The organism is Streptomyces phaeofaciens (assembly GCF_014648915.1).
In the GTDB taxonomy this organism is placed as follows: domain Bacteria; phylum Actinomycetota; class Actinomycetes; order Streptomycetales; family Streptomycetaceae; genus Streptomyces; species Streptomyces phaeofaciens.
The window spans coordinates 98341-121423 of sequence record NZ_BMSA01000015.1; the positions used below are offsets into that span (position 1 = coordinate 98341).

At 72.5% G+C, this 23083-nt stretch carries 15 protein-coding genes; 14 read left to right on the forward strand and 1 reads right to left on the reverse strand.

What is annotated here, in order from left to right; genetic code table 11:
• Positions 1-61: 61 nt before the first annotated feature.
• Genes IE275_RS24505 through IE275_RS46065 form a run of 4 tightly spaced genes read left to right on the forward strand, consistent with a single transcriptional unit; the run spans position 62 to position 5576 of the window.
• Entirely contained in the window at positions 62-1423 is a 1362-nt protein-coding gene (locus tag IE275_RS24505; protein WP_189713549.1) for a hypothetical protein, read from the forward strand.
• On the forward strand, positions 1423-2631 hold the full coding sequence (locus tag IE275_RS24510) for a hypothetical protein (RefSeq protein ID WP_189713550.1): 1209 nt from the start codon (positions 1423-1425) through the stop codon (positions 2629-2631). Before IE275_RS24505 ends, IE275_RS24510 begins: the two co-directional genes overlap by 1 nt.
• A gap of 3 nt (positions 2632-2634) precedes the next feature.
• Positions 2635-4314 (forward strand): hypothetical protein, encoded by a 1680-nt coding sequence (locus IE275_RS46060; RefSeq protein WP_229870516.1) that lies wholly within the window; start codon positions 2635-2637, stop codon positions 4312-4314.
• 17 nt (positions 4315-4331) lie between these two features.
• Positions 4332-5576, forward strand: a complete 1245-nt coding sequence (locus IE275_RS46065; protein ID WP_229870521.1) for a CHAT domain-containing protein — start codon at positions 4332-4334, stop codon at positions 5574-5576.
• Here the strand turns inward: IE275_RS46065 and IE275_RS24520 are convergent.
• Positions 5569-6444, reverse strand: a complete 876-nt coding sequence (locus IE275_RS24520) for a DUF3592 domain-containing protein (protein ID WP_189713551.1) — start codon at positions 6442-6444, stop codon at positions 5569-5571. The genes IE275_RS46065 and IE275_RS24520 overlap by 8 nt on opposite strands.
• Before the next feature lie 687 nt (positions 6445-7131).
• Between IE275_RS24520 and IE275_RS24525 the strand changes: the two genes are divergently transcribed.
• From IE275_RS24525 to IE275_RS24570, 10 genes are all read left to right on the forward strand, one after another.
• A complete protein-coding gene (locus IE275_RS24525) occupies positions 7132-8610 on the forward strand; it encodes a sugar transferase (protein ID WP_189713552.1) in 1479 nt (492 codons plus the stop codon).
• An 82-nt stretch (positions 8611-8692) separates the two neighbouring features.
• Positions 8693-10012 carry a nucleotide sugar dehydrogenase gene (locus tag IE275_RS24530; protein ID WP_189713553.1) on the forward strand — a complete coding sequence of 440 codons (1320 nt, stop codon included), beginning with the start codon at positions 8693-8695 and terminating at the stop codon, positions 10010-10012.
• The gene (locus IE275_RS24535; protein WP_189713554.1) at positions 10002-11267 is read left to right on the forward strand and encodes a glycosyltransferase family 4 protein; all 1266 of its coding nucleotides are present in this window, start codon (positions 10002-10004) and stop codon (positions 11265-11267) included. The genes IE275_RS24530 and IE275_RS24535 overlap by 11 nt, the downstream gene beginning before the upstream one ends.
• The gene (locus IE275_RS24540) at positions 11264-12631 is read left to right on the forward strand and encodes a Wzz/FepE/Etk N-terminal domain-containing protein (RefSeq protein WP_189713555.1); all 1368 of its coding nucleotides are present in this window, start codon (positions 11264-11266) and stop codon (positions 12629-12631) included. The genes IE275_RS24535 and IE275_RS24540 overlap by 4 nt, the downstream gene beginning before the upstream one ends.
• Entirely contained in the window at positions 12628-14181 is a 1554-nt protein-coding gene (locus IE275_RS24545) for a Wzz/FepE/Etk N-terminal domain-containing protein (RefSeq protein WP_189713556.1), read from the forward strand. Before IE275_RS24540 ends, IE275_RS24545 begins: the two co-directional genes overlap by 4 nt.
• A 3-nt stretch (positions 14182-14184) precedes the next feature.
• Positions 14185-16119, forward strand: a complete 1935-nt coding sequence (asnB, locus tag IE275_RS24550; RefSeq protein WP_189713557.1) for an asparagine synthase (glutamine-hydrolyzing) — start codon at positions 14185-14187, stop codon at positions 16117-16119.
• A gap of 17 nt (positions 16120-16136) precedes the next feature.
• Positions 16137-18326 carry a bi-domain-containing oxidoreductase gene (locus tag IE275_RS24555; RefSeq protein WP_189713558.1) on the forward strand — a complete coding sequence of 730 codons (2190 nt, stop codon included), beginning with the start codon at positions 16137-16139 and terminating at the stop codon, positions 18324-18326.
• A complete protein-coding gene (locus tag IE275_RS24560) occupies positions 18323-20299 on the forward strand; it encodes a heparinase II/III family protein (RefSeq protein WP_189713559.1) in 1977 nt (658 codons plus the stop codon). Before IE275_RS24555 ends, IE275_RS24560 begins: the two co-directional genes overlap by 4 nt.
• A gap of 13 nt (positions 20300-20312) precedes the next feature.
• A complete protein-coding gene (locus IE275_RS24565; protein WP_189713560.1) occupies positions 20313-21833 on the forward strand; it encodes a right-handed parallel beta-helix repeat-containing protein in 1521 nt (506 codons plus the stop codon).
• Between the two features lies 1 nt (position 21834).
• A complete protein-coding gene (locus tag IE275_RS24570; protein ID WP_189713561.1) occupies positions 21835-23082 on the forward strand; it encodes an O-antigen ligase domain-containing protein in 1248 nt (415 codons plus the stop codon).
• Position 23083 lies beyond the last annotated feature (1 nt).

The window sequence follows — 23083 nt, forward strand, 5'->3', positions numbered from 1 at the left end:
CGGGCGGCGCCTACCGATCCCAGGTTCGACCGTCAGTTCCCCCAGCACGTACGCTCTGCCCATGCCGTCCCCGAGCCAGCCGTCGACCGGCGAGCGCCGTCCGCGCGCCATGGTCATCGACAGCGCTTGGCGCGGCCTCGGGCCGGGTCCCCGGGCGCTGAGCGGGCCCGGTGGCGCGCCGCTGACCCGGACGGTCAAGCTGATCGTGCTGCCGCTGATCGTCCGGCCCGCGCTGCGTCCGGAGCTCGCCGCCGACTTCCTGGACGCGCGGGAGGCGGAGCAGCTCGACGCGCTGATACGGGAGTCCGGTGCGGTTCTGGAGGCGACGGCACAGTGGTTCGCGCTGCTGAAGAGGACCCGCCGGGCACTGGGGATCGTGGCGGGCAACCCCCAGGACCTGTACTTCCAGCGGTGCTTCGAGCTGGCGACCGAGCACGGGGCGCCGGGGTCCGGCGCGGACGCGGTGGCGAGGGCGGTACTCGAGGACGTCGTGGATGCTTCCGGCGGACGGACCGTGGAGGCGCTGAAGGAGCATCTGGCGGACGCCGCCCGCCGCGCCCGGCTCGACGCCGAGCTGACAGCGGCGTGGGACGGACGCGAAGCGGTACCGGGCGCCGTCGATACGGGCCCGGCGGCCGAGGTTCTCGACGCCTGCGGTGCGGCGGGGGCTGATGCGCCGGCCTTCGCCGCCATGGTCCGCGCCGGGCACGGCAGCCTGCTCGGGCGAGCCCTGGGGGCGGCGCACCCGGCCGACGTCTGGGACCGCGCCGACGTACCCCCGCACCTCGGACTGACCGCGCACCGCGTGCCCCCGCGCCCCGAGGTCGGCCGGAGCGCCTCGACCGCCACACTCCCCGCGCCGTTGGACCGCACGCTCTTCGAACGGCTTTTCACGGTGCTCCAGGCGTCGCCCCACCGCGAGCGGCTGCCGACCGTGCCGGAGCTCGTCCGGCGGGAGGTCGGCCGCAGCTGCGCCCCGCTGGGCCTGTACGACGAGAGCCTGCGCGTCACCGTCGTGCTCGGCGGCAGACTCGCGGTGGGCCTCGATCCGCTGGGCGCCGGGACCTCCGCCGCGGGGTCGACGGCGGCACACCGCATCGTCAACAGCCGCTGGCGACGGGAGGCTTCGGTCCTCCGGGCCCGCAGGATGACCGTCTCCCCCCGCCCCGACCCGGACGGCGGTGTGCTGAACGCCCTCGCCCAGGACCTGCGCACCCCGTGGGCCGCGTACATGCGGCGCCTCTGGGTACGGCTGCACGGGCGCGACGTCCGCGACGCGGCACTGCCCGACGCGGCATCGGCCTGGGGCGTGCTCGACGGGGTGGCCCGCTCGGTGATGATGGACCACCGCGCACGAGTCCGTACGGCACTGCGCGCCCTGTCGGCGGCCGCCGAGCCCGCCGCCGAACCGAGGAGCGCGTGATGCCTGAACGGCGCGATGCCCTCACGCGAGCCGAGGACGGCACCGTGCACATCGCGGGACCCTCCGCCGGTCCCGCCTTCACCCGGGCCGTTCTCGAAGTCGCGGGGGCCGTGCTGACCTGGCCCGTCCTCGGCCCAACAGGGCTGCCGGCAGCGGAGATCCACGATGTGGGGCAGGCCCAGCAGTGGCTGTGGGCGGTCTACGGCGAGCGTACGGCCGCCGCTGTCGACGCCGTCGCGCAGGGAACGCCGGCCGCCGAGCTGACACCGCCCGAGCAGCCGACCGCCCTCGCCGAGGCCGCCGCCCGCCTCGCGCTCGGGCACTGGGCGGCCCGCTGGTGGCCGACGTCGCACCTGGACGGGTTCCCCGCACTCGAACCGGACGTACTGGGGCTGGAGTTGGCAGCGCTCACCCACGAGTGCCAGCAACTGCTGGACGAGTCGGGGGAGTTGGAGGGTGCCGCACTGCTGGAGGAGCACCTGGCCGCGCTCGACCCGCTGATCCGCTGGCGGCAGTCGGCGGCCCCGCCTCGCCAACTGGACCGTGTCCTGCGGCTGATCGACGACGCGGCCGACAACACCGGGCTGGACGGGGAGGCGCTACGGCGCCTCCGGTCGGCCCTGGAACAGGACCGCACGCCGTCCGCCACGCCGATGGACCTCGCCGAACTCCGCGTACCGCGGCAGGAGTTCGCCCTCGCGGCAGGCAGCAGCCTCCGCACCGCGACCGGCCGCGTGATCGCCCGGGGCTCGGGGACCAACGACTGGTGCCGCTATCCTCCCGGCTTCGTCGACGCGGCCGAGAACGCCGTGTCCTGGACCGCGTACGCGCTCGGCGCCGGGCGGCGGATCGAGGTCGAGGTCGTCGCCGACATCGCGGCCCCCGTGGGTGGTGTGCGCCTCGTGGCGGAGGTCCGCGTGGAGGGCAGCCCGCCGAACCGCGTTCCGCTGGCCAGGCGGGACGACGTGTGGACCGGCCGGGCGGACCTGGACATCCCGGCCTCGACGACACCGAGCATCGAAGTCGGCGTCCTGCTGCCGGGGTTCGACCCGGGACCGGGGGCCGAGGGCGGTGCGGCACGTGAGGCGGTACGAGCCCTGGCCCGGCACCGGCTCGGCGTCGCGGCGGCACCGCACGACAGCGAGGGCGCACACCCGGACCCGTTCCTCGCCGAGATCGCGGCCGCCGCCGTGGAGGAGGACTTCTAGCCCATGCCGCGAGAACCGCAAGACCCGCGAGAACCACAGGACCCGCAGGACCCGCAAGACCCGCAAGACACAGCGGAACAGGAAGAGCAGGCGGCGGGGCTCAGCTACGGCGAGCCCTTCGACAGCGGCTTCGCGCTCGCCGAACGTCATCAACTCACCCCGGATCTCCCGGCAGCGCTGGCCGTCTACGGCGAACTCCTCGCTGTGGCCGAGTCGTTCGAGGACTCCCCCGACGTACGGCTTCTGCGCGGGCACCTGTTGTCCGACATCGGGACGGTTCGGCTCGCGGCCACGGATCTGCCCGGGGCGGCCCTGTCCATCGGGCGGTCCCTCGATCTGGTGCGGGGCATCGCGTCCGTGCCGATGGGACCGAACGGCCGCCGGCTGTGGCTGGAGATCCTGCTGAAGACACTGCTGGCCAGGGTCGAACTGCTGCGTAGGACGGGGCAGTTCGACCAGGCGCAGGAAGTGCTGGACGAGGCGACGGCCCTGTTGACGGAGTTCGACGACCCCGAGGGGCTGCGCACCGCCGAGATCGGCCTGAGCCGGGTGCATCTGCTGATGGACCGCAGCGCCTGGGGCGCGGCCGAGGAACTGGCCTCCGCGCTGCTGGCCGACGCGCCGTTGGCCGAGCCGTATCTTCTGGACTGTCTGGGGGTCGTCTGCGCCTCGACCGTGCGGTTCGAGCAGGCGGAGGACTACTTCGCCCGCGCGGAGGAAGCCTGTCTGGCGCTGGGCCACCACGCGGGGCGCCACCAGGTTCTCTCCCACCGGGCGTACGCGGCGCTGCAGGAAGGCAACCTGGACCGCGCGGAGGAGTTGTACGCGGAGGCCGCCGAGATCTTCGAACGGCAGGGCCGGGCCGAGGACCTGGCGGTCTGCGAGCAGGCCCGTGCCGCGATCGCCGCACACCGCGGGGACGCGGCCGGCGCTGCCGCTCTGACGGCGTCCAGCCTGGCCCGCTTCCAGCAGGTCGGTGCCGCGGTCGCCGCCGCCGACACCATGCTGATGGGCGCCCGGCACGCGTACGAGCGGGGCGAGATCGACGAGATGAAGCGGCTCGCCCAGGGCGCGCGGGACGTGTACGAGGAGCGCGGGGTGTACGAGCGGTGCGCCCAGGTGGACCTGATGCTCGCGCGAACCCTCGAGGACAACCTGAACCGGACCGACCACGGCGTCCACGAACGTACCTCGATCGCGGCCGCGCTCTCCCTCGCCCTGCCCGCCGCCCTGGCGCTGGAAGCGGCCCGCTACGACTTCGCCACCGCTCACGCCCGCAGCCAGTGGCTCCAACTGGCCGACGAAGCGATGCAGTTGGTCTTCCGCCTGGCCCTCCGCAGCAACGACCAGGGGTTGATCTTCGAGCTGGTGGAGCACCGGTGCGCGGGCGCCGCCCTGGCGCTGAGCCGTACCTCCACGGCCGGCAGGGCGGCGGCGGACTTCCCGGACGCCGCCATGAAGACGTACGCCCCCGATGACGACGCTCCCCTGGCGCTGGGCGGCATCGCGGCGGAGGCCGCCTCCTCCGTCGGTCTGCGGGTCGCACCGCCACCGAAGATCGTGATGTCGGCGGAGGCGGGCGGCCGTACGGCGCTCCAGGAGTACGTCCAGGCAGCCGAGTTCCGCTATCACCGGCGGATCGTGAGCGAGGAAGAGGTGCCGTTCTGTCCGCCGACGCTCTGACCGGCCCGAACCGTCCGGTGGTCCAGGTCCGCCTCGCCGACGCCGGTGACCTGCACATGACCTGGACCTGGGCCCGTGGGGCCCAGGGCTTCGGCACCGGGTACACCCCGGGGCCGGACGTGGACGAGGCCGTCCGCGCGCTGGCCGCCGAACTGCCGGGCGGGGGCGCGGAAGGCATGCGGCGCGCTTTCGAGTCCGGCGCGCTGGCCACGTACGAGGACGAGCGCCGTCTCTCCCGCATGCTGGCCGAGGTGCTGTGGCCGTCGGGCCTTACCGACCAGATCCGCCAGGTGTCCGCCCACCTGGGCCGTCCGCTGATGCGGCTCCAGCCGTCGCCCCGGGTCGCCCAGGTCCCCTGGGAGCTGCTCGCCGTGGACGGTGACGACAGCGACGTACGGCTGATCGACCTCGTGGACATCGCCACCACGGCACCGGCATCGCTACGCCGGGCAGGGACCACCCCGGCCGGTCAGGACCCGGACTCGGACGCCGTGATTCTCGTCCTGGACCCCCGCGTCCCCGGCTTCCGCGCCGACTCCCCGCTCGGCTCGGTCCTGGGGCGGCCCGGCTCGGACCCGGCGCTGCTGTCCCTCGTGCGGCGCAGGCTCGACGCGGGCAGTGTCGTACCGTCCGTCGCCACCCCCGCCGAGGCCTTCCGCCGCACCGACCTCGACCGCGACCGGCTCGGCGAGGCGCTGCGCAAGGGCGCCAAGCGCCTGATGTACGTCGGTCACGTCAGCGGCGCCCCCGTCGAGGGCGGGCAGAGCGAGGACGTCACCCTCCATCTGTGCTGCGGCCCGCAGACCACGGGGATGAGCGAATTGGTGCGTACCCACCGCCCGTTGTCCGCCAAGGACCTTCTCCTGGGCACGCTCCCGCTGCGCGCGGACGGCGTGCCGGGCGCTCGACTCTGGCCCGCGCCGCCGCGCGTCGCGCTGATCGCCTGCGAGAGCGGCGGCGATCTCCGCTTCGCCGAGTCCTTCGGCCTGGCGGCGGCGATGATCCACAATGGCGCCCACCTGGTCACCGCCACCCGCTGGGTGCTCCCCACCAGCTTCGCCTTCCACCGCCTGGCCGGTCTGCCGGAGTCCGTACGGCCACTCACGGAGGCCGTGGTCGCCGTGGACGCGGCCCATGAGGACCACGACCCGGTCCGCCATCTCGGCGCCTGGCAGCGACAGCAGCTCGACCGGTGGCGTGCCGACGGCCGGATCGAGCACGCGCCCCTCCTCTGGGCGGCCCTGACCTGCATCGTCAGGTGAAGGGCCAGGGGTGGTGGAGGCAGTAGCCGCCCACTCCGATCGCGGCGGTCCCGGAGATCAGCAGGCCGGCGACGAACCTGATGTGCGCCGTGCGCTCACGGCGTTCGTGGTCGGGGTCGGCGGTGAGGACGGACGGGTCGGCGGGCGCGTAACGCAGGGGGATGTCACGGCCGAGGGACCCGGCGATGCCCCGGATGCCCTGCGCGCACAGCGCGGTGACCTCGACGCCCTCGTGCGTGCTGAAGGCGACGACGCAGGCGTGGCTGACGCTCTCGCCGCCCTCGCCGTCGGAGTGGACGTCCCGGGTGACGGCGACCACGCGACCCTGGACCGTGACGCCCTCGGCCAGTTGGGCGGCGCGGGCGCGGGCGTACTCGCCGTCCCGGCTCAGCGCGACGACGAGGAGCAGCAGGCCACCGACGCAGATCAGCCCCCACTGCCAGCCCCACGCGAAGAACGACTGGACGACCAGCCCCAACACCAGCAGGATCATGCAGCAGTTCGGCCCGCCGACCCCGGAGGTCCGCCCCTCGCTGTCCAGCATGAGGAAGAACCGCTCCGGCCGCCGCCGTGGGAACCGGACCGGGAACTCCTGCCCCACCCAGGCCACCAGCACGCGGTCACCACGCCTGTTCTCGTGCCGCAGCCTGAACTCCCGTCCGGTGCCCGGGTCCTGGTACACGATCGTCACCGGTATCCCGTGCTCCCCCGACTCGCCGTGTCCCGGCGGATCCACCTCGACGACCCGAGCCGTCACCCACACCGCCCGCTGCGGCCGGGTCAGCCCGGCCAGCGAACACGCGTAGCCCAACAACGCCAGCCCTGCCGGAACCGTCCACCACAGCGCGAGCATCTTCTGCAGGTCCATGCGGCGAGGCTCTCGCCGCCGGGGCTCCTACCGATCCCAGGTTCGGGTCGGGCCGGCCGTCCCCGCCGAAGGGTGCCCTCGCGGTGTGTCATGGGGGCGCGACGAGCGGTCCGTGACCGTGATCCACGATGTGCCCACGAACGCCGCGGCCCCGAAAGCGGAAGCCGCACCCCCGGGCCGCGCGAGCTGCGGGAGCGGCGCGGTGGCGTGAACACATCGGTAGCCGTGACCGGTCTTGGATCATCCCTCAAACCTTGAGCACAAATTACACACAACCCTCTCTTCATACCGGCGCCGATGGTCTAGATTGACCATGCTTCAGCTGTTCGGACACGAGGCGACCAGTAATGATCTATAGGTCCGGCGCCATGGAAAGCCAGTAGTCGCGTCCCCGGCGCCGCACGTGGGGGTGATCAGTTCTTGGAGCCCGATTCGGGCCCCGGGTGCGGGGAGCACCCGAGGTTTCGGCGGGTTCCCGCGCACCTCGAAGGTCTGGCAGGACATATGAGTCCGCTGCCGTCGGCCTGAATTTTTCACACACCTCTGGAAGAGCCGAATTGCCATGCGCAGGGAGGGCGGGAGCCTCCCGGAAGGAGGGGCGGCGCGGCACGGGAGGCGGGGGCCTCCCGAGGGGGAGCAACAGTGTTGGGCGAACACGTCGAACCACTGGGGACCTTGGGGGGTTCTGTGCGGCAAGGGGGACTAGTCAGCCCGTTTCCGTCGGAGCGCGGCCGACTGGCGAACGAGGCGGTCAGACAGCCCGCGAACGACTGGGAACAGCGGTACCGCCGTACTGTGATCATCAGCGATACGGCGGCCACCGCCTTCGTCGTGGCGACGATCGGCAATTTCTTCGGGGCCCGGGACGCGGCCAACTGGCACGAGAAATGGGGAATCCTCGCATTCGGCACCGAACTGCTGGTGCTGGGGGCGCTCGCGGTGAGCCGGTCATGGGCTCCGGCCGTGCTCGGCCAGGGCGCCGAGGAATTCCGCAGGCTCGGCCGCTCCCTTTTCACGGCGACCGTCGTTCTGGCACTCGGCGGAATCGCCCTGACCTCACGCAACATCAAACTCTGGATCTTCGTGGCGATCCCCGCGATCGCGATGGTCACCATGACCACGCGCTATGTGCTGCGCCTCTCGCTGCACAAACAGCGCAAGGAAGGACAGTGCCTGCGCCCGGTGCTCGCCGCCGGGAGCCCGGCCACCGTGCGCGACCTGATCACCCGGACCCGTAAGTTCCCGCACCTCGGCTGGCGCGTGGACGCGGTGTGCACGACGGACGGTCTCGAGCTCGAGGGTGACCACCTGGACGGAGTGCCGATCGTCGGCCGGCTCGCGGACGTCGCGGGCCACGTCCACCGCGACGGCTACCGGGTCGTCGCGGTCACACCGGACCCGCACTGGTCACCGGACCGGCTCCAGCGGCTGGCCTGGAACCTCGAGGGCAGCGACGCCGAGATGGTCGTGGCCCCCGTGCTGATGGAGGTGGCCGGCCCGCGACTGCACGTCGACGCGGTGCTCGGGATCCCGCTGCTGCGGGTCAGCATGCCGACCTTCACCGGGGGCCGCCGGGCGGTCAAGGGCATCGTCGACCGGATGGGCGCGGCGATCCTGCTGCTGCTGTTCGCGCCGCTGATGGTGCTCGTCGCGCTGCTCGTACTGACGGACAGCCGGGGTGGGGCGTTCTACCGCCAGCGCAGGGTCGGCAAGGACGGCAACGAGTTCACCATTCTCAAGTTCCGCACCATGGTCACCGGGGCCGACGCGGCACGCGCCGCCCTGGCCGACCGCAACGAAGGCGCCGGCCCGCTGTTCAAGCTCCGCCGGGACCCGCGGGTGACCCGGGTGGGAGCGGTGCTGCGCCGGTACTCGATCGACGAACTCCCGCAGCTGTTCAACGTACTCACCGGATCGATGTCACTCGTCGGTCCGCGTCCTCCGCTGCCGGAGGAGTCCGCCGCGTACGGCCCGGACATCCGGCGGCGGCTGCTGGTCAAGCCCGGACTCACCGGCCTGTGGCAGATCAGCGGACGCAGCGACCTGTCGTGGGAGGAGGCGGTCCGACTGGACCTGCGGTACGTGGAGGACTGGTCGCTCGCCCTGGACACAGTGATCTTGTGGAAGACGCTGCGTGCGGTGCTCTACGGCCAGGGGGCCTACTGATGCGCGGGGAAAGGCAATTCGACGGTCCCGCCGACGGGCGGACCGCAGGCCGCAGCGGCCTGCCTGGGGGGAGGAACGGGTCATGAGGGTCAGCGTTTTCGGGCTCGGTTACGTGGGCTGCGTGTCGGCCGCGTGCCTGGCCAGCATGGGGCACGAGGTCATCGGGGTGGACGTGAACCAGGTGAAGGTCGACCTGGTCAACGACGGCAAGGCCCCGGTGGTCGAAGAACGGATCGGCGAGCTCATCGCCGACGTCGTGCGGACCGGGGCCTTGAGGGCCACCAACGACGTCCATGAGGCGATCATGGACAGCGAGGTGTCGCTGGTCTGCGTGGGCACGCCCTCGGAGCCCAACGGCAGCCTGTGCACCACGTACTTGGAACGGGTCACCGAGGAGATCGGCGCCGCACTGGCGAAGCGCGGTGGCCGGCACACCGTCGTGTTCCGCAGCACCATGCTCCCGGGCACCTGCCTGAACCTGCTGGTGCCGATCCTGGAGAAATACGTCGGCGGCACGGCCGGCGTGGACATCGGGGTCGCGGTCAACCCGGAATTCCTGCGCGAGGGCACGAGCGTGCGGGACTTCTTCGACCCGCCCAAGACCGTCATCGGCGAACTCGACCCGGCGAGCGGCGACGCGGTGACGGCCCTGTACGACGGCCTGCCCGGCGAGGTGTTCCGGGTGCCGATCCCGACGGCCGAGGCGATCAAGTACGCGGACAACGCGTTCCACGGCCTCAAGATCGGCTTCGCGAACGAGCTGGGCGCGATCTACCAGGCCCTCGGGGTGGACTCCCATCAGGTGATGGACGTGTTCCTGGCCGACCGCAAGCTGAACATCAGCCCCGCCTACCTGCGGCCCGGCTTCGCCTTCGGCGGCTCCTGCCTGCCCAAGGACCTGCGCAGCCTGGTCCACGCGGCGCAGCGGGCCGACGTCTCGGTCCCCATCCTCTCCCACGTGCTGCCCTCCAACTCCGACCATCTGCAACGCGCGGTGGAGCTGGTCGAGCGCACCGGCAAGCGCCGGGCCGGCCTGTTCGGGCTGTCCTTCAAACCCGGCACCGACGACCTCCGCGAGAGCCCGCTCGTCGAACTGGCGGAGCGGCTCTTCGGCAAGGGGTACGACCTGAAGATCTACGACGCCAACGTGAGCCTCTCCCGGCTGCTCGGCGCGAACCGCGAGTACATCGAGACCCGGCTGCCGCACCTCGCGCAACTCCTCGCCGATTCCGTCGACGAGGTGCTCGACCATGCCGAGGTGTGCCTGGTGGGGACCAGGGACCCGGCCGTGCTGTCGGCGCTGCCCCATGGCGCCGACGGCCCGGTGATCATCGACCTCGTCCACCTTCCCGACGCCGAGACGCGCCGGGCCGAACCGGGGTACGTGGGCCTTGCCTGGTGACGCGACCGGCGCCGACCGGCCGAGCCGGCGCGCGCTGATCCTGGTGGAGAACCTGTCGGTGCCCTTCGACCGGCGGGTGTGGCAGGAGTGCACGACCCTGCGCGACGCGGGCTGGACGGTGCACGTCATCTGTCCGCAGGGCAGCAAACGGGACACGGAACCGGAGGCGGAGATCGACGGGGTGCGGATCCACCGCTACCCGTTGCGCGCGGCCACCGGAGGGCCGGCGGGCTATCTGCGGGAGTACGGCTCGGCGCTGTGGCACACGGTCCGGCTGGCCCGCAAGGTCGGCCCGGTCGACGTGGTCCACGCCTGCAACCCGCCCGACCTGCTGTTCCTGCCCGCGCTGTGGATGAAGCGGCGCGGGGCACGGTTCGTCTTCGACCAGCACGACCTGGTGCCCGAGCTGTACCTCTCCCGGTTCGGCCGCGGCAAGGATCTGCTCTACCGCGCCGTGTGCGCGCTGGAACGGCGGACCTACCGGGCCGCGGACATCGTGCTCGCCACGAACGAGAGCTACCGGGACGTCGCGGTGCGCCGTGGCGGCCGGCGGCCGGAGGACGTCTTCGTGGTGCGCAGCGCGCCCGACACCGAGCGCTTCCACCCGGTACCGCCCGAGCCGGAACTGAAGCGCGGCAAGCCCCATCTGCTGTGCTACCTCGGCGTCATGGGCCCGCAGGACGGCGTCGACTACGCCCTGCGGGCGCTCGCGAAGCTGCGCGACGAGGTCGGACGGACCGACTGGCACGCGGTGTTCGTCGGCGCCGGCGACACCTTCGACGCGATGGTGGAGCTGTCGCGGCGGCTCGGGCTCTCGGAGCAGGTGCAGTTCACCGGGCGCATCCCGGATGCCGATCTGGTGCGCTACCTGTCCACGGCGGACGTATGCCTCTCCCCCGACCCGCACAATCCGCTCAACGACGTGTCGACCATGAACAAGGTCCTGGAGTACATGGTGATGGGCCGGCCGATCGTCTCGTTCGACCTCCGGGAGGCGCGGGTCTCCGCCGGCGACGCCGCCCTCTACGCCCGCGCCGACGACGAGGCCGAGTTCGCCGAGCTCATCGCGCTGCTGCTGGACGATCCGGAGCAGCGGGCCCGTATGGGCAAGATCGGCCAGGAGCGGATCGGCGGGCCGCTCGCCTGGCGGAACTCGCAGGCGTCGCTGCTCGCGGCCTACGCCGCCGCCTGCCGCGACCGTGCTCCGGTGACGGCGGGCGACCCGGACCGGGCAGGGAAGAGGCCGCGCCGTTGAGCGATGACACGATACGCCTGGTCACGATCGGACGAATGGTCCGTCGGCGCTGGCGGCTGCTCACCCTTCTCGCCCTGGTGGGTGCGCTCGTCGGCTACGGCACCTCCGTGCTGTTCCCACCGCGATACACGACGTCGGCATCGGTACTGCTGCCGGGGGCGTGGGAGGAGCGCGAGCTGCTGACCCAGGCGGAGATCGCGACCAGTTCGGTGGTGGTCGACCGCGCGGCCGCCACGCTCGGTTGGAGCGGGGTCGACGGCAGCGAGCTGCGGGACCGGGTGAGCGCCAAGACCGCCGACGGCAACATCGTCAAGATCTCGGGCACGGCCGAAACACCGGAACGCGCACAGCAGCTCGCCGACCAGGTGGCCCAGGAGTTCGTCACCTTCGCCGCCCGGATCGTGGACGACAACGCCGACCCCGAGGCGGCGACCCAGCTCGAGGATCTGCGGCAGATGGTGGTGCAGACCAGCCGCCGGATCACCGAGCTGGCCGACGCGACCGATCCGGGGCAGACCGTGGAGAGCGTGCAGACCCGAACCGACCTCGAGAAACTGCGCACCTCGCTGCAGGAGGCCATCAACAAGCTGGACCAGGCCGACCCGGCCGCCAACAAGGCCAACATGGTCGTCATGGGGCCGGCGGCCCGGCCGACCGGCGAGGCACCGCCGACGAGAATCCAGCTCATCGTCGCCGGGGCGCTGCTGTTCTTCCTGCTCACGGTCATCGGCCATCTCACCGCCGTACGGATGAGCCGCCGGCTGCGCACCGAACCGGAGATCGCCGCGGCCCTGGGCTCGACGCTGGTGGGCACCGTCGACGTACCCGGTGAACGGACGGCGCAGCGGCCGCAGGGCCGTGGTCCGCGGGCCCGGATCCGCCGGCTGCTGGACCTCGACGTCCGGTGGGACATACCGGCCCCGCAGACGTCCGGCGACGAGGCCAGCCGGCAGATCCGCTACCGGCGGGTGTGCGCCCGCCTCCGGGACCTGCTGCCCACCCCCCGGCGACTGATCGTCGTCGTCGCGGACGGCGACGAGATCGCCCGCCGGGCCGCCGGGCAGCTCGTCGCCGAGTCCGAGGGCGAACCGCTGCTGCGGGTGGTGGAGGTTTCGGTGTCCCAGCCGCTGGTGCCGGACCGCGACCAGGAGTCCGGTGCCGTGGTCGTGCTCAGCGCGGGCAGCTGGACCGCGGGAGAGCTCGCCGGCATCGCCGAGGCGTGCGCGGACGCCAGGCACGAGATCGTCGGCGTCGTCCTCGCCGGCATGGTCCTGGCCCGCCCGACGCGGCCGGCCGGCCGCCCTCGGGACGCCGCCGTGCCGGCGCTCGCCGGCGCCGACGACGCAACGGGAGGTTCGAGGTGACGACGAGTACGACTTCGCGGTCCTCGGCCGCCGCTCCGCTGCTGGACCTTCAGGCACTGGTGGTGGCGGTGCGCAGGCGACGCCGCCTCTGGTGCTCCGCGGCACTGCTGGGGCTGCTCGTCGGCGCGGCGGTGGCCGTCCTGCTGCCGGCACCGCCGACCGCGGTGGCCAAGGTGCTGGTCGCGCACCAGGAGGACCAGCCGAACGACCCCGGCACACTGATCCGCACCGATGTCGCGCTGCTGCACACGACGCGGATCGCCGACAAGGCCCTGCGGTCCCTCAAGTCTCCGGAGAAGCCGGAGGACTTCATGGAGGACTACGAGGGGATCGGCCTGACCAACAACCTGCTCCAGATCACCGTGACCGGCGACAGCGAGGCGGAGGCGGTGGCCCGCGCCAAGGCGCTGGCCGACGCGTTCGTCGCGGACCATGTGAAGCGGATCCAGGACGCCGCGGGCGCCGAGGCCCAAGCGCTGCTCGACCAGCGCGACCGGCTGCGGGACGAACTCGCCCAGGTCAACGAGGCGATCGGAGACGGATCGTCGCAGAGCGGGCCGACCGCGTCGGCGGACCTGGAGTCCCTCTTCGCGCGCCGGGCCGAACTCACCTCGCGGATCACCGACTTCGGCCAGCGCGCCGCCGAGGCGCGCATCGGCACCCCCCGGCTCGTCGCCGGCACCCAGATCGTGGACGCGCCGCGCGCGGTGCGCAGCTCGCTGCCCAGGACCGCTGCCACCAACGGCGCGATCGGGCTCGTCCTCGGGCTCGCCCTCGGGCTCGCGCTGGCGGCGGTCGGCACGGTGGTGGCGGACCGCCCCGTCCTGCGCCGCGAGATCGCGGCGAACCTCGGCGCCTCGGTCATCGCGGAGCTGCCCCACCGGTCGCCCCGGCTGTGGCGGCGCCGCCGGGTCCGGGCGGCGCGCCGACGGCTCACCACCTCCCTGGCCCGTACCGTGCGCGGCTCCGCGGAACCGGTGTCGCTGCTGGAACTGGGCTGTGCGCGCAGCACGGGCGTGATCGCCCTGGACCTCGCCCGGGCACTGGCGGAGGACGGGCCGGTGGTCGTCGTCGACGGACTGCCCGGCCCGCAGCTCGCCAAGCGCCGCGGCAGACCGGGAGACCCGACCGTGGTCACCGGCGAGCGGGCCGCCGCCGTCGCGCACGACGAGCGCCGGATCGGCGTCGGCTCGGTGGCGCCCGGCACGGCGTGGACCGATCTCCAGTACCTCGGCACGCAGACCGTGCTCGTCGTGCGGGCCGGGCACGGCAGCGCCGCCTGGCTGCACACCGTGGCACGGCAGCTCGCGGACCAGCGCATTCCGGTGATCGGTGTGGTGCTGATCGACCCCGATCCGCGGGACCGGACCGACGGCACGCTGTGGGACGGGCTGCACACCGCGCTGCGCGGCCAGATCGAGCGGCTGGCCCGGCAGAGCGGTGGGGGTACCTCCCACGCCGTTCAGGCGGTGGGGGAGAACCAGCCGCGGACGGAGCGGCTGCCGATCTGGGCGGCACGGGTCCCGGACAGCGACCAGGAGGCGCGGTAATCCATGTGTGGCATCGCAGGCACCTACCGGTGGCCGGACGGGAAGGCCGTGACCGACCGGCTCACCGAGACCCTCGCCCACCGCGGCCCGGACGGGGCGGGCCGCTACAGCCACCCCGTCGGTGACGGCGAGGTGCACCTCGGGCATCGCCGGCTGGCCATCATCGACCTGTCCGAGACCGGCGCCCAGCCGATGGTCTCGAACGGCCTCGTCCTGACGTACAACGGCGAGCTGTACAACGCGCCCGAGCTGCGTGCCGAGCTGGCGGCCGCCGGGGTGCGCTTCCGCGGCACCTCCGACACCGAGGTGCTCCTGGAGGCCTGGCGGCGCTGGGGCACGGACTGTCTGCCCCGGCTGCGCGGTATGTTCGCGTTCGGGATCTTCGACGAGCGCACCGGTGATCTGGTGCTCGCCCGCGACCAGCTCGGCATCAAGCCGCTGTTCCTGCTCCGGCGCAAAGAGGGCCTGGTGTTCGCCTCCGAGCTGAAGGCGCTCGCCGCGGTGACCGGCGGATCGCTGGAGGTGGACCATGCGGCGCTGGTGGCCTCGCTGCTGTACTACTGGGTGCCGGACTCACGGTGCGCGTTCCGCGAGGCGGAGAAGCTGCCGCCGGGGAGCTGGCTCAGGTGCCGGCCCGACGGCCGGGTGGAGCGCGGCCGGTTCTGGAACCTGAAGGACGTCGCCACCGAGGGCCGGGAACGGGCCCTCGGCGGCGAGCGGCCGGACATCGCCGCCGTCGTCGAGGAGTCGACCCGGCAGCATCTGCTCTCCGACGTACCGGTGGCGACCTTCCTGTCCGGCGGTCTCGACTCCAGCTATCTGACCGCGCTGGCGGCCCGCCACCGGCCGGGGATCTCCGCCTACACGATCGGATTCCGGGCCGAGGACGCCCGGTTCGAGGCGATGCCGGACGACCTGCGCTACGCCCGGCAGGTGGCCGGGCGGTTCGGCGTCGACCTGCACGAGATCGAGATCGCCCCGAACGTGCTCGACCTGCTGCCGCGGATGACGTACCACCTGGACGAGCCGATCGGTGACCCCGCCGCGATCAACACGTTCCTGATCTGCCAGGCCGCCCGGGAGGCCGGGGTCAAGGTGATGCTCTCCGGGATGGGTGCCGACGAGCTGTTCGCCGGCTACCGCAAGCACCTGGCCAACCTGATCGCGGTGCGCTACCAGCGCGTCCCGCGGCCCCTGCGGCGCGGCCTGTCCGGCGTGGTGGACCGGCTTCCGGTCGCCACGGCCCGCCGGGGGTACCGGTCGGTACGGTTCGCGAAGCGGTTCCTCTCCTTCGCCGGTCTGCCGGAGGAGACCGCGTTCCGGCGCAGCTACACCATGTACGACCAGGAGGAGCTGCTCGCCCTGATCCATCCGGACCTGGCGGGGACGGTCGAGGACGTGCTGACCGAGCACGCGGACGTCTACCAGGACAACGAGCTCGACGACTTCGTCAACCGCATGTGCCTGGGCGACGCCCGGATGTTCCTGCCCGGCCTGAACCTCGCCTACACGGACCGCTCCAGCATGGCCGCCTCGACCGAGGTGCGGGTGCCGTACGTGGACGTCGAGGTGGTCAAGGCGGCGTTCGCCGTGCCCGGCGACCGCAAGATCGTCGGGCGGCAGGGCAAGGCCGTCCTCAAGGAGGCGGCCACCTCGGTCCTGCCCCGGGAGATCGTGTACCGGCCGAAGGGCTTGTTCAGCGCCCCGCTGCGCGCCTGGATGAGCCGGGATCTGGCACCGCTGGTGCGCGAGGTGGTGAACGACGGTGTGCTCGTCCGCTCCGGGCTCCTGCGCCGCGACGCGCTGGCGCGCATGGTCGCCGAGGACGCCGCCGGGCAGCGGGACTTCTCCAAACATCTGTGGCATGTGCTGACCCTCGAGCACTGGTATCGCGGCGCGACCTCCGGGGCCGGCCAGAACTCGTCCTTGACGGCGTAGAGACAAGAGGACTTCGGGTGAAACAGGTTGTTCAGAACTACAAGAGCGGCGAGCTCGCGGTGCTCGACGTGCCGGTGCCGGGGTGCAAGCCGGGCGGTGTGCTGGTCCGCAGCGCCTACTCGCTGATCTCCACCGGGACCGAGCTCATGAAGGTGTCCGAGGCCGGCATGTCGATGCTGGGCAAGGCCCGCTCCCGCCCGGACCAGGTGGCCAAGGTCATGCAGAGCGTGGCCACCAACGGGGTGCCCGCCACCTACCGCAAGGTGATGGGCAAGCTGGACTCCTACACGCCGCTGGGCTACTCGCTGTGCGGGGTGGTCGAGCAGGTCGGCGCCGGGATCGACGACGTGAAGGTCGGCGACCTGGTGGCCTGCGCCGGCAACGAGCACGCGCTGCACGCCGAGCTGAACTGGGTGCCGAAGAACCTCTACGCACCGGTGCCGGACGGCCTCGCGCCCCGGCACGCGGCCTTCGGCACCGTCGGGTCGATCGCGATGCAGGGTGTGCGCCAGGGCGAGCCGCAGCTCGGCGAGGTGGCGCTGGTCATCGGCCTCGGGCTGATCGGGCAGCTGGTGGCGCAGCTCCTCACCGCTTCGGGGGTGCGGGTCGTCGGGGCCGACCCCGACCCGGCGCGCTGCGAGCTCGCCGCGCGCCTGGGTGCCGCGGCCTGCGGCGATCCCGCGTCCGCGGCCGTGGAGGCGGCCGTCGCCGAACTCACCGGCGGGCACGGCGTGGACCAGGTGTACCTGGCCGCCGGCGGCGGCAGCAACCAGCCCGTCGAGCTGGCCGCACGGCTGTGCCGGGACCGCGGCCGGGTCGTCGACATCGGCAAGTGCCGCCTGGACCTGCCGTGGAACGCGTACTACGAGAAGGAGCTCGACGTCCGGTTCTCCCGCAGTTACGGCCCCGGGCGCTACGACCCGGAGTACGAGCTGGAGGGCCGTGACTACCCGATCGGCTATGTGCGCTGGACCGAGCGCCGCAACCTGGCGTGCTTCCTCGACCTCCTCGCCCGCGGCAGCGTCGATGTGGAGCCTCTGGTCTCGCACATCGCCGACTTCGACGACGCCGTCGAGACGTACCGGAGTCTGAAGGACGGCGAACTGAAGGCCGTGGCCGTGCTGTTCCGGTACCCCGGCCGCCCCGAGGGAGCCGCGAAGACGGAGGCCCCGGCGGTGACCGTGCCCGCGGTGCGGCGCGCCGGCACGGCGTCCGCCCCGGCCCGGTCCGCGAACGCGCCGGTGCGGCTGGCGTTCGTCGGCGCGGGGAACTACGCGACGTCGATGCTGCTGCCGCACCTGGCACAGCGTGACGGCGTCGAGTTGTCCACGGTCGTCACCACGACGGCGCTGTCCGCGGCCAACGCGCAACGGAAGTTCGGCTTCGCCGAGGCGACCACCGATCTCGACGCGGTGCTCGGCGACAAGTCCGTCGACGCGGTGTTCGTCGTCACCCGGCACAGCTCGCACGCGGAACTGACCCGCAGGGCCCTGCTCGCCGGCAAGGCCGTGTTCGTCGAGAAGCCGCTGGCGCTCACCGAGGACGAGCTGGCCGGCGTGCTCGCGGCGGTCGAGGAGTCCGGCAACGACCGGCTACAGGTGGGCTTCAACCGCCGGTTCTCGCCGCTGCTCCAGGAGGCCAGGAAGCGGTTCGGCGCCCGGACCGGTCCGGCGAGCCTGCGCTATCTGGTCAACGCGGGCCGGCTGACGCACGGCAGCTGGTACCTCCAGCAGGGCACCGAGGGCTCGCGGTTCGCCGGCGAGGGCGGACACTTCATCGACACGGCGAGCTGGCTGCTGGAGGCCGACCCGGTGTCGGTGTACGCGGTCGCCACGTCCGGGAACGAGGACCTTCAGGTCGTACTGCGCTACCCGGACGGCTCCACCGCCACCATCAGCTACGTCACCACCGGCGCGGCCGGCTTCCCCAAGGAGACGCTGGACCTCGTCGCGGACGGCAAGGTGCTGAGGCTCGACGACTTCGTCCGTGCCTCGGTCTACGGCAGTAAGCGGTGGGTCAGTTCACGGCTGCCCAAGGCCCGGGACAAGGGTCAGAACGCCGAACTGGCCGCGTTCGTCAAGGCCGTGCGGACCGGCGGGCCGATGCCGGTGCCGCTGGAGTCACTGGTCGCCACCACGGCGGCCACCCTCGCCGTGCGGGCCGGCCTGGCCGACGGTGTGCCGGTGACGCTGGCGGGGGCGCAATGACGGTGCGCTCGGGGAGTGCGGGCTGGTACCTGCGGCGGCTGTCCCGAATGGGTCCGCGGGAGGTCGGCGGCCGGGTGGGCGACACCGTGCGCAGGCGGCGGTGGCGGTCGGCGCGGCCGGAGTGCCCGAGCGTGACCGGCGCCCGGTTCACCGCCGTGCTGCCCGCGGGGACGGTCGCCGCGGTGCCGTCGGACGCCGCGAAGCGTCTGGTCGCCGAGGCGGACCGGCTGATGGACGGACACGCCGAGTACTTCGGGGTGGAGCGCGACGACCTGGCCGATCCGGACTGGTGGTACGACCCGAAGACCGGGCGCCGGGCACCGTGGGGCTACGCCTTCGACGTGCCGTACCGCGACGAGGACGCGGTCGGGGACATCAAGCAGATCTGGGAGCTGTCCCGGCACCAGTACCTCACCGTGCTCGCCGCCGCCTACGCGGTCACCGGGGACGAGCGGTACGCCGAGCGGGTGGCCGCGCATCTGCGGTCGTGGTGGAAGGCCAACGCGCCGCTGCGCGGAGTGCACTGGACCAGCGGCATCGAGCTGGGGATCCGGCTGTTGTCCTGGGTGTGGGTGCGCCGGCTGCTCGACGGCTGGCCGGGCGCGGCCGGGCTGTTCGAGGGCAACCCGGTGGCGCTCCGGCAGATCTGGCACCACCAGCGCTGGCTGGCCGCCTTCCCCAGCCGGGGGTCCTCGGCGAACAACCACATCATCGCCGAGGCGGCCGGGCAGTTCGCCGCGGCCTGCGCGTTCGGGTGGTTCCCCTCCTCGGCGCGTTGGCGGGCCGACGCGCTGCGGTCGCTGGAGCGGCAGCTGCGCGCCAACACCTTCGGCTCCGGCCTCAACCGCGAACTGGCCACCGAGTACCACGGACTGGTGCTGGAGCTCGGCCTGGCCGCGGTGGCCGAGGCGGATGCCGCGGGCGTGCCGGTCCCGGTGTCGATCCGGCAGACGCTGCTGCGGATGACCGACGCGCTCGCGGCCGTCGTGGACGGCCGGCTGCGGCCGCCGCGCCAGGGGGACGCGGACGACGGGTACGGGCTGGTCGTCGACGGCACGGGCACCGACCGCTGGGCCTCGCTGCTGGCCACCGGGGACGCCGTGTTCGGCCGGCTCGACTGGTGGCCGACGGTGACCGGCACCGATCTGCGCACCCCGCTGCTGGCCGCGCTCGTCCGGCCGTACGCGAAAGACGCGAAGGACGCGACCGCACCGGCCGTGTCCCGCCCGGCGAGCCGGCCGGCCCATTTCGCCGACGCGGGCATGACCATCCTGCGGGGTCCGCAGGAGATCTGGTGCCGCTGCGACGGCGGTCCGCACGGATTCCTGTCCATCGCCGCGCACGCCCACGCGGACGCGCTGTCCGTGGAGGTCCGGCACGACGGGGTCGACGTGCTCGCCGACCCGGGGACGTACTGCTATCACGGGCAGCCCGCGTGGCGGCAGTACTTCCGGTCGACCCTCGGCCACAACACCCTTCAGGTGGACGGCGCCGACCAGTCCGTATCCGGCGGCCCGTTCCTGTGGACCCGGCAGGCCCGCACCCGCGTCCTGGTCGCGGACACGTCCGACGAGGCGGTGGCCCGCTGGTGCGCCGAGCACGACGGCTACGGGGACACCGTGCACCGCCGCCGGGTGGAGCTGACGGCCGCGAGCCGGGAGCTGAAGGTGGTCGACGAGGTGCGCGGCCCGCGCCGGGCCGTCCGCCTGGCGTTCCACCTCGGCCCGGCGATCGCCGCGGACCTGGCGGGCAACCGGGCGGTGCTCACCTGGACCCGGGACGGCGAGGACCGCTCCGCGGCACTCGACCTGCCCGGACAGCTCGACTGGCGGGCGCATCGCGGCGAGAGCGACCCGCCGCTGGGCTGGTACTCGGCCGGCTTCGGGCGCAAGGAACCCGCCACCACGCTGGTCGGCACCGGCTTCGCCGACGGCACGCACGGGTTCACCACCGTACTCAGGTTCCACGGCTAGGGCGGAAGGACGCTTGGGGATGAAGTGGCGGCACCGGGCATGGCCGGCGGCACCGCTGGCGCTGGCCCTGCTGGCGGCGACCGGCTGTGACAGCACGCCGGGCGCGCGGCCGGAGCCGACCGCCAAACCCTCCACGTCCGTGGCCCGGGTGTGCGCGAAGCCCTCACCCGGGCCGGCGAAGGCGCCGGCGGGCGCGGTGACGGTCGACCCCGCGGTGCCCGGTGACCTGGCCGCGAAGACCAGGAGCAGCCCGCCGCACACCACGTTCTGGCTCCGCCCGGGCAGGCACCGGCTCGAACCGGACCGCTACGCCCAAGTCATCCCGAAGGAGGGGAACATCTACCTCGGCGCGCCCGGCGCGGTGCTCGACGGCCGCGGGACCAACCAGTACGCGTTCGGCGGCACCGCCCGCGACGTCGGCATCCGCCACCTGACCGTGCAGGGGTTCGTCGCGCCGCACGACGAGGGTGTGGTCAACCACGACTCGGCCGACGGCTGGGTGATCGAGCACGCGACGATCCAGAACAACTCCGGCGCCGGGCTGATGGCCGGTGCCGGCCAGCAGGTCCGCGCCAGCTGTCTGCGCGACAACGGCCAGTACGGCATGAACGCCTACAAGGGCGGCGGTGCCCTGCGCGGCCTGGTGGTCGAGGGCAACGAGATCGTGGGCAACAACAAGGACGACTGGGAACGCAAGCGGTCCGGCTGCGGCTGCACCGGAGGCGTCAAGTTCTGGGCCGTCGACGGCGCCGACATACGCGGTAACTGGGTGCACGACAACCGCGGACCCGGACTGTGGGCGGACACCAACAACAACGACTTCCTGATCGAGGACAACCTGATCGAGGCCAACGACGGTGCCGCGCTCATCTACGAGACCAGCTACAACGCGGTCGTCCGCAAGAACACGATCCGGCGGAACAACTGGGTCGAGGGCCGCAAGTACGCCGAGCGCGGCGACACCTTCCCGTTCGCGACCATCTATCTGTCGGAGTCCGGCGGCGAACCGCGCCTGCGGGCCCGCACGGACAAGATCAAGATCTATCGGAACGTGCTGGAGAACAACTGGTCCGGGATCACCCTGTGGGAGAACGCCGACCGGTTCTGCAACAGCCCGGCCAACACCTCCTCCGGTGACTGCACGCTGCTGGTGAAGAACACCGACCGCTGCGCACAACCCGCGATCGCCACCGCGCCCCTCTACGCCGACTGCCGGTGGAAGACCCAGCGGGTGGACATCCACGACAACCGCTTCACGCTGGACAAGTCCGTCGTCGGCTGCACGGCGAAGTGCGACCGCATGGCCGTGCTCGCCAACTACGGCAGCTATCCGGACTGGTCGCCGTACCAGGGCGAGCGGGTGGCCGAGGCGATCACCACCGAGCAGGACAACCGCTGGCACGACAACGTGTACATCGGCACCTGGAAGTTCGTCGCCCACGACCCGAGCCGGATCCTCGACCCCGGACAGTGGCAGGGCACCCCGTACCGGCAGGACGAGGGCAGCACCTTCCGCGCACGGAACGGTGGTTGAGATGAGGTCCGCGGACACCGACACAGACCACACGTCGAAGATCGTCGGGACGGCCTGGGGGCTGCTGATCCTCAACACGCTCGGCTCCGCCGGGGCGAAGACCATCGTCCCGCTGCCCCGCTCCCTCATCCAGATGGCCACCATGGGCGCGCTGGTCGCCGCGTTCGCGCTGGCGCTCGCGGTCAATCTCCGGCTGCGCATCCGAGCCAGCGCCTTCCTGTTCCTGCTCACCCTGCTGCTGGTGCCGAGCGTGATCTCCAGCGTGGATCTGGAGTCCGGGTTCGGCGCGCTGTTCCGCTGCGCCCGGCTGACGCTCTTCGTCGGCACGCTGTGGCTGCTGAGCCGCTGGTGGGACGGCGGCCCGACGTTCGTCCGGCACCACATCCGGATGTACCTGGCGGTGCTCGCCTCGGTGGCCGCCGGCGCGATCGTCTCACCGGGCGCGGCCATGCCCGACCTCTACGGCGGGCGGCTGGTCGGCGCGTTGTGGCCGCTCACCCCGCCGCAGATCGGACAGTACGCCGCGGTGATCATCGGGCTCACCGTGCTGCTCCTGCTGGGCCGCCAAACCGACCGGACCAGCGCGGCGGTGGTCATCGTGCCGTCCCTCGTCCTGCTCGCGCTGACCCACACCCGGACGGCCACGCTCGGCCTGCTCGTCGGGCTGGCCCTGGCGATCGGCTCGCTCGTGATGACCAGCGCCGCCGCCCGCCGGTTCTTCACCTGGGCGGTGCTGTGCGCCACCGTGGCCGCGGTGGGCTTCGGCTCCCTGCTCCAGGCGTGGTTCCTGCGCGGGCAGAGCCAGGAGAACTTCTCCAGCCTCACCGGTCGGGCCAAGGTCTGGCAGGCCCTGCTGGCGGCGCCCCGGACGACCTCGGAGTACCTGTTCGGCGCGGGCCTGGGCGACAAGTCGTTCGGCGGGCTGCCGATCGACAACAGCTGGCTGGCCGTCTACCAGGAGCAGGGCATGACCGGCGTCGTCCTGGTGGCGGCGATCATCATCGTGCTGGGCGGGGTCGCGTTGCTGCGGCCGCCGTCGCTGTCGAGGGCCTGCGCGATCTTCCTGATCAGCTACTGCGCGCTCGCGTCGTACACCGAGGCCGGTCTCGGCGACGCCTCGCCGTATCTGCTGCATCTGGCCGTGGCCGCCTCGCTGTTGGCGGCCCCTGCCCCGGCCGCTCCCCCGTCGGCGCCCGAAGGCCCTCGACGACGCGTCCCGCGATGGGCCCAGAGATCGGAGGTGATCTGAG

Excerpts from the sequence above, each read along its gene's own strand:
- IE275_RS46060 (WP_229870516.1), top strand. The coding sequence starts at position 2,635 with ATGCCGCGAGAACCGCAAGACCCGCGAGAACCACAGGACCCGCAGGAC.
- IE275_RS24530 (WP_189713553.1), top strand. The coding sequence starts at position 8,693 with ATGAGGGTCAGCGTTTTCGGGCTCGGTTACGTGGGCTGCGTGTCGGCC.
- IE275_RS24505 (WP_189713549.1), top strand. The coding sequence starts at position 62 with ATGCCGTCCCCGAGCCAGCCGTCGACCGGCGAGCGCCGTCCGCGCGCC.
- IE275_RS24510 (WP_189713550.1), top strand. The coding sequence starts at position 1,423 with ATGCCTGAACGGCGCGATGCCCTCACGCGAGCCGAGGACGGCACCGTG.
- asnB (WP_189713557.1), top strand. The coding sequence starts at position 14,185 with ATGTGTGGCATCGCAGGCACCTACCGGTGGCCGGACGGGAAGGCCGTG.
- IE275_RS24560 (WP_189713559.1), top strand. The coding sequence starts at position 18,323 with ATGACGGTGCGCTCGGGGAGTGCGGGCTGGTACCTGCGGCGGCTGTCC.
- IE275_RS24570 (WP_189713561.1), top strand. The coding sequence starts at position 21,835 with ATGAGGTCCGCGGACACCGACACAGACCACACGTCGAAGATCGTCGGG.
- IE275_RS24520 (WP_189713551.1), bottom strand. The coding sequence starts at position 6,444 with ATGGACCTGCAGAAGATGCTCGCGCTGTGGTGGACGGTTCCGGCAGGG.